Genomic DNA, 9,436 nt, shown 5'->3' with positions numbered 1-9,436 from the left:
GACCAGAAATATCATCGGTTTCTGTGGCGGCCCCAGAGGCGCAGAAAACCATCACCGCGATTCCGCTTTTCAGATCAAACGTATTCGTTGAAATACGGCTGATCGGATTGCTTAAACCGGCGATCGTGCGGCGCCAGACAACCAGATGATTCTGCGGCCTTCAGAGCAAAACCCTGCCCCGGAGCGATACAAATTTATTCAGGTTTTAAAAAGTCGATCCGGGGCGAATTGTTTTGCGTGCCGCATAATCATTGCCGTTGGCTGGATGAAGCCGGACGCGCCGAAAAGAGAGGATCGTAAGGAGATACCTCTCCTTACAGGGGGCCAGGGGCTTGCCCCGGAAAGGCGTTTCAGGTTGAAAAACAGTTGTCGATCAATGTCACTCCAAATTATGGGCAAGCAGTGCTGCACTGCTTGCCTTTATTGTGTCAGACCGATGCGGGTTCTGACTTCTTCTCTTTACCGGCACTTTTCTCCGTTTTATCTGCCATCACTTCGGGTTTCTGAGCCGCAATACTGACCCAGTCAAAATGCGGTGCAAATACCTTTTTCGTGCGCGCACGGTATTCCAGCGTGGATGATGGCCAGATGGTAAAGTTTTTGCCGTCCGCCTGCTGATACCAGCTCTTACAGCCGGAGGTCCAGACCGTATTTTTCATCCGCCCCTGAATTTCAGCGTTGTACTTATTCTGTTCTTCGATTTTAACGTTAAAGTAATCAACGCCTTTTTCCTGAACCTTTTTAATACACTGGATAATGTAATTCACCTGAGATTCGATCATAAAAATAATCGAATTGTGGCCCAGCGCCGTATTAGGCCCAACCAGCTGGAACAGGTTCGGAAAACCGGATACCACAGTCCCCAGATAGCCTTCGGCGCCATCGGCCCAGTCTTTCATAATGCTGTGCCCCGGCAGTCCGTCCAGCGTAAAGTCTTTCATAAAACCACGCGGATCAACGATAAAACCGGTGCCGAGAATAATGGTATCGCAGGGACGTTCAACGCCATTGCGGTCGACAATGCTGTGCTCACGGATTTCCTGAATACCGTCGGTAATCAGATCAACATTACTGCGGTTAAAGGTCGGGTAATATTTATTGGAAATCAGAATACGCTTACAGCCAATGGTGTAATCCGGTGTCAGCTTTTTACGCACCGCCGGGTCTTTTACTTTCATGCGGATAAACAGCTTCGCCAGACTCTGTAAGGCAACGGCAAGGCGCGGATGGAAAATCGGCCAGACCCGCATTTCATTGGTGATATATAAACGCGCACGGTGCAGCTTGCGCAGCGCGGGAAAGTTGCGGAACAGGGTCTTGCGGATTTCACCGTAGCGGCGCTCATCGCGCGGAATAACCCAGGCCGGAGAACGCTGATAAACATCCAGCTGCTGCACCTGCGGCGCAATTTCCGGCAAATACTGCACCGCGCTGCCACCGGTACCAATGGACGCGACGCGCTTGCCGTTGAGATCGTAGCCATGATCCCAGCGTGCAGAATGCATGACCTTACCTTTAAAACTGTCCAGACCGGGAATATCCGGAATCGCCGGGTGATGCAGCGGACCCGAGGCCAGCACAAAATAACGCGCGCGGATTTCTGCACCGCCTTTGGTGCCGATGGTCCACAGTCCGGTTTTACTGTCAAACTGGCTGCGGTTTACCTCATGGCCAAAGCGGATAAAAGGGCGCATCTGATAATCGTCGGTGGTTTTTAAAATGTAATCCTGAATTTCATGCCAGGATGCATAGCGTTTGCTCCACTCCGGATTACCGGCAAAGGAGTACGAGTACAGATGCGACTGCACATCACAGGCACAGCCCGGATAGGTATTGTCACGCCAGGTGCCGCCAACCTCATCGGCTTTTTCCAGAATAATAAAATCCCTGATGCCCGCTTCTTTCAGCTGAATGCCCATACACAAACCACCAAAACCGGCACCGACAATGACAACGTCGGTGGTTGCCGGTAAAGCCTGCTGAGAATCCTGGGTATGTTTTTGCTGCGTCATGATGTTCACCTTTATTGTTATTCGCTCAGGCCGCCGGAGAGGGCTTTTCCTGCAAAGCGGCTGCGGCCATGATCTGAATCTACGTTTCCGGGCGCGGCTGTGGCTATGCTGGAAAAAACAATAAATTGATAAAAACGGCCATTATGACCCTGCGCTCAATTCTCGCCCTGACCTTTACCGTCGAACAGCTGCGCCAGCATTATCAGCTGGATACCGAAGCCATCCTTGCCCGTCATGGCTTACAGCAGGCGCATCTGGATGCCAATGCCACCATCAGTCAGGCCGATGAGCTGGCGATTCTGGCCGAATTTGCCGACCAGATTCAGCACGATCCGCTGGCGGCCATCACCATCGGCTCTACCTTTGGACTGTCGAGTTATGGCGCTTTTGCCATGATGCTGATGAGCTGCAGTTCGGTGTATGAGGCCTTTGCCCTGGGCATTAAATATCAGCAGCTGAGTTACCTGTTCAGCGAGCTGGATTATCAGATTGATGGTGATACCGTGCTGTTAAAACTGAAGCCCTATCCTCTGCCCGATCATCTGCAGCGCTTTATTGTTGACCGTGATGTGGCCGGTACCTGGCATTTTCTTAATATCATGCAGACCATGCTGGGCCGTAATCTGAAACCGCTGGCCATCCGTATGCCTTATCTGCAGCCGGCAGAAGCTGCAGCCTACCGGGAAAAATTCCAGTGTCCGGTAGAGTTTGGCTGTGATGAGGCAGCCTTTGTGCTGCCGCTGGAGGTGTTGCGCCTGCCCTTTCCCGGCGCCAATGCCACGGCACTGGAGCTCTATCGTGGTCAGTGCGAAGAAATCATAAAGCAACGCAGTCAGGTGCGGACAGAAGCATTAAGCGAACGCTTAAAACAGTATCTGACGATGTTCAGCCAGCGCTTTCCTGCCATTAAAGACTGTGCCGCGACCTTTGGTTTAAGCGAGCGCCAGTTCCGCCGTTTATTAAGCGACGAAGGGCAGAGTTTTCAGCAGATTCTGGATAACGTGCGCGCGGAGAAAGCCTGCCATTTACTCAGACATTCATCCCACAGTGTGGAAAAAATAGCGTTATTACTGGGGTATTCTGAGGCAGCAGGATTTATTCATGCCTTTAAAAAATGGCAGAACATTACTCCGGCACAGTACCGCAAACAAACAGCAGAAAAGACAGAGCCCGGCGCCTGAATTGCGCTGCTATTCCGCAGGCCAGGCGCTGTCGTCGGCGGCCATAAACTCTTCGCCATCACCGATAAAGTCGTCAGCATCATCCTGACTGTCGGCACCACCGAATAAATCGTGCAGCAGGCTTTTTTCATCTCCACTGACGGCGGTTTCAGCCATATCCGGATGTTCAAAGCAGACCTGATTACGTCCCTGACGTTTAGCCTGATACAGGTAATGATCGGCTCGGCCAATCAGGCTGCTGGCGCTGTGCGGCTGCTGGGCACTGTGTAATGCCAGCCCGATGCTGGCAGTAATCTGCAACTCACCACCATCAATGCGCACCAGTGTGGAAGCAATATTCTCCCGTAATCGTTCAGCCACCTGCACCGCCAGCATCAGCTCGGTGGAAGGCAGAATAATGACGAATTCTTCGCCACCATAGCGGCACTGCACATCCAGTTTGCGTGTACTGTCGCGGATTAAACGCGCGGTCTGTTTCAGTACTTCGTCGCCAGCGGGATGGCCCCAGGTATCGTTAATGGATTTAAAGTGATCAAGATCGACCATCATCAGCGCTGTCGACATCAGGGTACGCTGAGTACGTTCCAGCTCCTGTTCCAGCGCTTCACGGAAATGCCGCAGATTATAAAGCCCTGTCAGCGGATCGGTTGCCACCTGTTCACGCAGCAACTGCACTTCATCAATAAAGGGGCAGCTCAGCTCCCCGACCGGACATGCGGGGATCGTCTGATTACTGCTTTGCGATTGTCCGGATGACGTTGCGTCGCTCATCTGTCCACTTATGTTTGTTGTTGTGACACGCTAAAAGCGCACGGCCCCGGGCCGGTTAACGCTCAAAGTTTAGCCGAAGATCAGCCATTTGCCGGATGTTGGAGTGACAAATATGTCAGAAATCATCCGGCGCCCGCAGCCCCGCCCCCAGCTCGTCCACATCCGGTTCCAGACCCGCAGCACCCACCCCGTCGAGCCTGCCGTTCAGGGTTGGTAAGCGCACACTGAACTGCACGCCACGGATATCAAGCGGCATAAAACTGAGCAGGTCGGACTTTGCGTCCGCTCAGGCTGATCAGCCATTGCGGCTGCGCCGGATTGTGCGGATCAAACCACTGGCTTGTGCCTTCCACCAGCGTCAGGCGCGCAACCTGCGGATTACTGCGGCTGCTGACCTCAATACTGTGCAGCCGTTTTTCTGCACGCAATTCCCACTGTTTTGCAGCCTCGGCATTACTGTCTGCCAGGCACACCTGTGGTTCACCGGCAGCGTTCAGCGTCACCTCCAGATTCAGGTTCTGCACTTCGCCACCGGCCAGTTCGATGCGCAGGTGGTACAGCTCGCTGTGGTTATGAATATTGTCGAAACCGATATCACCATCAAAGCCCTGCACGATCTGCTGGGCAAAATACAGTCCCAGACCTTTACCGTTATGTTCACGCGCACGGCGGGTGGAAAAGCCCAACTGAAAAATCTGCTCACGGGATTCATCACTGATATGCGGGCCACGGTTATAGATGCTCACACATAAGCATTGCTGTGCTTCCCACAGGCGGATAGCAATCGGCGCAAAGCGGCTTTTGTACTGACGCTTGGTGGCAAAGAACTGGGCATTGCGCAGCAAATTTTCCAGCAATAAAACAATGTGATTGGCATTACCCAGCAGTTCATCACAGGGCTGCAGCTCAATGCGGTAGAGACCTTCGCTGTCGGTGAGTAATAACGGTTTGTCCTGTTGTACAGACAACTGCGCCAGAGCGTCGGCGTTGTATAAAAATGCCGGCTCCGGATTACCCTGCTCATCGCACAGGGTAACGCCCAGATGCAGCGTCAGGGTATCCAGCAACGCCCGCTGCGGATCGAAAGTGGGCACCAGTGGCAGCTCACTTAAGGCGCTGCCCTGTAATTCCGCCTGAAATAATAATTCTTCACAGCGGCTGACATTGGCACCGATATGCAGCGCCATATTGTCGGTGGTGGATAAATCGAGTAAATCCCATAAATAGCGCATGCCCACCAGCGCCTGCTGATACAGCAGCGCATTATTACCCTGCTCATCCGGCAGGCTGTGACCAGCGGCATAGGTGAGAGCTGATTGCACCTTATCGAACGAAATTACACCGTTATGACGTACCTCAGCCGCGATGCTTTTAAAGTGCAGGTATTTTTCGTCGTACTCCATATATTCCAGCAATTTATCGCTGATAAAGAGTTTCAGTTTGTCGGTATGACTGGCCGAGGTCTGCGCCCGCTGCTGCAGCTGACGCTTGCTGTTCCACAATTGTTGCAGACTGGCTTTGACCTTGCGCTGCTGACGGCTGAAATGGCGAAAATCCAGCCAGGCAAGAATTAAAAAGGCAGCAAAGGCGGCACTGAAATACTGTGTACTGAAAATAAACGCCGGTATTTTCATCATATCGGCCAGCGCTGGTGACAACAGCAACAAGGCATAAAACAGTAATAATTTCGCTGCCAGTAAGGTGCGCCATGGATAACGGATACGGAAGATAAATTTATCGCCGCGGTCTTCCGTCTGCAGAGTCTCTTCCGCGCTGTTGCTGTCTTTCATTGCTGCTCCGTTTAACTGTTTTACGCAGATATCAGTCTTTAGCGGCTGGCCTGAACCTGTTTATCTCAGGCCGGTGCTTTCCATAAATAGGCGCCTTCGGCGCCAAAGGTGGCAATACCCTGCCCGGCTTTGCATAAATTCATAAAGGCTTCTTCATCGCCATGGGCCAGCGCCAGCGATTTACGCAGGGTTTTAATATGCTGGCGATAATTGGCGTAGGAAAATTTTTCCAGATCGGCATCCAGCCATTCCGCCATTTGCAGTGTAGTGACCGGGCGCGGTGACGCCTCCACCAGAAAACGCAGAATCTTACGCGGTGTCGGCGCCAGAGGCCGGGCCTGATTGGCCGGGTTCATTAATTTCTGACCTTTCCACCACACTTCCCAGCTGACCAGATCAATACGTAATTCGCCGCTGACCAGCTGAGATTTTTTATTCGCCGCCGGAGTCAGACTCTGGCGTAACAGAGCTTTCATGCGCCACAGCAAAACCCCTTCGATATTACGCTGATGCTTGGCAATAAAATCCTGGGTAACGCCCTGCTCAAAGGCTTTCTGTTCAATACCGGTGCCGGAATGTTCGGATAAAAACACAATCGGCAGTGCAGGCCACTTTTTCAGCAGCGCACGCGACACACTGAAACCGCCATCGTCGTTACCGTTCAGGCTGGCGTCGAGAATGGCGATATGCGGCGCATCGGCGTCATCGGTCTGGCTGATACGCGCCAGTGCTGCTTCGGAAAACTTAAACACCTCAAGCTTATTGTGCTCAGCGTCCGGCAGATCGGTTTCGGCACCGGGGGCAAAGTCGGTGCGCTCCAGCAAGGCCCGGAACTTGTCGATCCAATGGCTCTGATCTTCGACCCAGAAAATTTTAATCATCTCGTCCTCTCCTGCAGGGCCTGTTAACAGACCAGTCCTGAGCATACCACCAGCCGCCGCCGGTGCAGACGCCCGGACACAACCAGCGCGACAGAAATCACATTCTTCTCACCGATTTTTCACCGGTATCACGCAATCTGTATTCATCGGCTCTCCGCAGCCATCCTAATCCGAGTAACACGAGGACAGAATCATGAATGACCTACTCACTCTCTGGTCCGCCAACAGCGCTGTATCCGCCGCTATCTGGCTGGTGCTGGCGATGACCCTGCTGTATTTCGGCCGCAACCCGGCCCACCGTATCCTGCTCAGCAGTGGTCAGGGTCTGCGTCATATGCTGCGCATGGCCAGCCGTGCTCTGAGCCAGCTGGAACGCCAGCTGGGTAAGCGTAACCGTGAAGTATTACTGGCCGCCGCACGCAACGATGCCGAACGCCGTATCGAACGCGAATTTACCCGCATCCAGACTCTGGTGGCGCGCGATTTATCCGGCTATCCGGCACTGCACCGCCAGATCAGCACCGCCATCGACAATGTCGAGAACAGCTACCGCGAAGCCGGCGACAGCGCACCGCTGCCACCGGCCTGGGGTGAGGTGGTGAATACCATTGCCGCGCTGCCCAGCCATGGTGATCCGGCGGTTGCCAAGATTCTCAGCAATATTAAAGACGCGGTGCACGACACCCATAAAGAAACCCTGAAAACCTGGCAGGCCAGCGCCGATCAGCGCCACAAACTGCTGGCAAAAATGCAGCCGGAATGGCGCACGCTGAACGGCAAAATGGACGAGGTGGCACGCACTATCGATAACCTCGATAACCGTACCCACCAGCTCGACAAGCAGATGCAGCACTATGAAGAAGTGCGCCGTGGTGAAGATGCGGCGGTACGCAGCCTGACGTCCAGCTCGCTGACCCAGTTCTTTATTGCCGGTCTTGTGCTGACCATTGCCCTGCTCGGTGGCCTGATCAACTTCCAGCTGATCGCCATGCCGATGTCGGAAATGGTGGGTGGAACCAGCTATATCGGTGGCGTAAAAACCTCAGATATTGCCGCGCTGGTGATCATTCTGATTGAGATTGCGATGGGCCTGTTTTTGCTGGAGTCGCTGCGCATTACCCGTCTGTTTCCGATCATCAGCAGCATGGATGATCAGATGCGCCGCCGCATGATGATTATCAGCCTCAGCATCCTGTGCATTCTGGCCGGTATCGAAGCCTCACTGGCCTATATGCGTGACCTGCTGGCACTGGATAAAGAAGCCCTGCAGCAATCACTGAGCATGGCGGCAAATGCCTCCGGCGTAGCCGCCAGCAATGCAGAATTCCGCTGGATTCCATCCATCGGGCAAATGGTGATGGGCTTTATCCTGCCGTTTGCGCTGGCCTTTATCGCCATCCCGCTGGAGTCCTTTATTCACTCGCTGCGCACCGTGCTGGGTCTGGCACTGGTCGCCATGATCCGCCTGGTCGCCATTGCCGCCCGTCTGCTCGGCAACCTGGCCGGTCACAGTGCCACCCTGCTGACCCACGCCTACGACCTGCTGATCATGCTGCCGTTAAGCATCGAGCGTCTGTTCAGTCGCAAGCGCGAAGCGGCAACGGCGGTGCAGTTTGACGACAGCCAGACCACCGATGAGCTGGCCGATGCCATCCCGGATGTGGCCGCCGAAGAAAAACGCAGCCGTAAAGGCCGCAGCAAAAGCAGCAGCAACAGCAGCAACAGCAGCAACAGCAGCAACAGCAGCAACAGCAGTGACGATGCGGCTGTAGCTGTCGCCTGAATCAGAGGAGTGACGATTATGAATAGCTTCAAACGCCTTGTTGCCACCGCCGCCCTGCCCCTGAGCTTACTGCTCAGCGGCTGCGGCGAGCAGGCACCACAGAATAAAGCGGTCTACCTGCTGATCGACACCTCGGGCACCTACACCCAGGAGCTGAACAAAGCACAGGCCATCCTCAACTATCTGCTGGCCAACCTCGACAGTGGCGACTCCATTGCCGTGGCCCGTATCGACAGTGGCAGTTTCAGCGAGAAAGACATCATCGCCAAAACCACCTTCGATATGCGTCCCAGCACCGCCAACGATCAGAAGCGTCAGTTCAAGCTGGCCATGGATGAGTTCGCCGCCAACCTGAAAAAAGGCAGCGCCAATACCGACATCACCGGCGGTGTGCTGCAAGCCACGCAATATCTGAACGAAACCGGTGCCGGTAATAAATACGTCTTTATTTTTTCCGATTTAGAAGAGGATTTACCCCATGATCACATTAGAAACTTTCCAATTAGTCTGGATAACATTCACGTGGTTGCTCTCAATGTCACTAAGCTACGCAGCGATAACATTGACCCGCGGGACTACCTCAACCGCCTCGCAAGCTGGCAGCACAGAGTCGTAGAAGGTGGTGGTGACTGGCGCGTGATTAACGATCTGGAGCGTATGGATAAGCTGATCGTTGCCAACTGATAACATGGTTAAAACTGCTGTAAATCCTCCCCCTTGCCGGCCTCAGTGCCGGCTTTTTTTATACGGCTTATCTCTGCCTGCGGCGCTGCTGCTGTTATGATCGGCACACTGCCACGCAACGAAAAACGCCATGAGCACCAAAGACACCGATACCCGTCCCGACCGTAATTTCGACGATCTGGCCGCACGCTTTGCCCGCACCATTTATGCAACACCCAGAGGCCAGCTGCGGCTGATGGCGTTACGTGCCGATTTTGCCGATCTGAAGATTGCGTTGCCGGATGCCAGCGTACTGGATATCGGCGGCGGTCAGGGGCAGTTCAGTCTGGAGCTG

Annotated in this window: 8 protein-coding genes and 1 pseudogene; 4 read left to right on the top strand and 5 right to left on the bottom strand. The window is 53.9% G+C overall.

Going from position 1 to position 9,436, the window contains the following annotated elements; genetic code table 11:
• Positions 1-428: 428 nt before the first annotated feature.
• Positions 429-2,012, bottom strand: a complete 1,584-nt coding sequence (locus B3P58_RS14315; RefSeq protein ID WP_286718506.1) for a flavin-containing monooxygenase — start codon at positions 2,010-2,012, stop codon at positions 429-431.
• A gap of 143 nt (positions 2,013-2,155) precedes the next feature.
• Between B3P58_RS14315 and B3P58_RS14310 the strand changes: the two genes are divergently transcribed.
• Positions 2,156-3,193: an AraC family transcriptional regulator gene (locus B3P58_RS14310; protein WP_286718505.1), complete on the top strand. Its 1,038-nt coding sequence runs from the start codon at positions 2,156-2,158 to the stop codon at positions 3,191-3,193.
• Between the two features lie 9 nt (positions 3,194-3,202).
• Here the strand turns inward: B3P58_RS14310 and B3P58_RS14305 are convergent, their stop codons facing one another.
• From B3P58_RS14305 to B3P58_RS14290, 4 genes are all read right to left on the bottom strand, one after another.
• The gene (locus B3P58_RS14305; RefSeq protein WP_145466469.1) at positions 3,203-3,964 is read right to left on the bottom strand and encodes a GGDEF domain-containing protein; all 762 of its coding nucleotides are present in this window, start codon (positions 3,962-3,964) and stop codon (positions 3,203-3,205) included.
• 115 nt (positions 3,965-4,079) lie between these two features.
• Positions 4,080-4,220 carry a hypothetical protein gene (locus tag B3P58_RS14300; RefSeq protein WP_286718503.1) on the bottom strand — a complete coding sequence of 47 codons (141 nt, stop codon included), beginning with the start codon at positions 4,218-4,220 and terminating at the stop codon, positions 4,080-4,082.
• A complete protein-coding gene (locus tag B3P58_RS14295) occupies positions 4,210-5,754 on the bottom strand; it encodes a sensor histidine kinase (protein ID WP_286718502.1) in 1,545 nt (514 codons plus the stop codon). The genes B3P58_RS14300 and B3P58_RS14295 overlap by 11 nt, the downstream gene beginning before the upstream one ends.
• 65 nt (positions 5,755-5,819) lie before the next feature.
• A complete protein-coding gene (locus B3P58_RS14290; RefSeq protein ID WP_286718500.1) occupies positions 5,820-6,635 on the bottom strand; it encodes a response regulator transcription factor in 816 nt (271 codons plus the stop codon).
• A 193-nt stretch (positions 6,636-6,828) separates the two neighbouring features.
• Between B3P58_RS14290 and B3P58_RS14285 the strand changes: the two genes are divergently transcribed.
• The 3 genes and pseudogenes from B3P58_RS14285 to B3P58_RS14275 all read left to right on the top strand — a co-directional run.
• The gene (locus B3P58_RS14285) at positions 6,829-8,418 is read left to right on the top strand and encodes a hypothetical protein (RefSeq protein WP_286718498.1); all 1,590 of its coding nucleotides are present in this window, start codon (positions 6,829-6,831) and stop codon (positions 8,416-8,418) included.
• A gap of 18 nt (positions 8,419-8,436) precedes the next feature.
• Complete coding sequence (locus tag B3P58_RS14280) at positions 8,437-9,102, top strand: vWA domain-containing protein (RefSeq protein ID WP_286718496.1); 666 nt, start codon at positions 8,437-8,439, stop codon at positions 9,100-9,102.
• A gap of 130 nt (positions 9,103-9,232) precedes the next feature.
• A pseudogene (locus tag B3P58_RS14275) lies at positions 9,233-9,436 on the top strand (hypothetical protein); the annotation flags it as partial.

This window comes from Thalassolituus sp. UBA2009, from assembly GCF_002335285.1.
Classification (GTDB): domain Bacteria; phylum Pseudomonadota; class Gammaproteobacteria; order Pseudomonadales; family Oceanobacteraceae; genus Venatoribacter; species Venatoribacter alkanivorans.
The sequence above is the reverse complement of the archived record's forward strand: the minus strand, read 5'-3'. Positions and strand labels throughout refer to the sequence as shown.